This is a genomic window from Nostoc sp. CALU 1950 (assembly GCF_051172895.1).
Taxonomy (GTDB): domain Bacteria; phylum Cyanobacteriota; class Cyanobacteriia; order Cyanobacteriales; family Nostocaceae; genus Nostoc; species Nostoc edaphicum_A.
In genome coordinates this window covers 1-413 of the sequence record NZ_JBDNJQ010000433.1, presented here as the reverse complement: position 1 = coordinate 413, position 413 = coordinate 1, and the positions used below count along the sequence as shown (strand labels likewise).

The following is a 413-nucleotide window of genomic DNA, read 5'->3' as shown; positions in this document are numbered from 1 at the left end:
TGCCTTTATCTCTCCTTTAGTAATTATGTACTATATTTAGATGCGTTCGCCCTGGCTGCTCTTGGTGGAAAGCGGTTTATTGGGAATCCTAAACAACCGACAATATCAGTTTATGCTTTAGTCGAAGGTGAATATCAAGTTACTCAATTTCGAGGAAATGACCGGATTCAATCACCTACTTTAAGAGAGCTAAATTTGACTGCTGAACAAGTTTTTCAAGCTGCTTTAGGACAGTATTGATTAAGACTAATACTTTCCAAGTCAACGAAAGCGATTTTGGTATTGGTATAAACTATCCTTCGTAATTTGTCCTTTGAATGACCCAAAAATTTTATAGTCTGTTTGTTGAGCATTATCTTCTGGAGTTTAGACTAAGCCATACAAAATGACCCAGCAGGGCTGAGTTAATCAGA

The 413-nt window shown here is 37.0% G+C and carries 1 pseudogene; it reads left to right on the top strand.

Annotated features, from left to right (window positions below):
* Window positions 1-240, top strand: a pseudogene (locus ABF638_RS38330) (hypothetical protein); the annotation flags it as partial.
* Window positions 241-413: the final 173 nt, after the last annotated feature.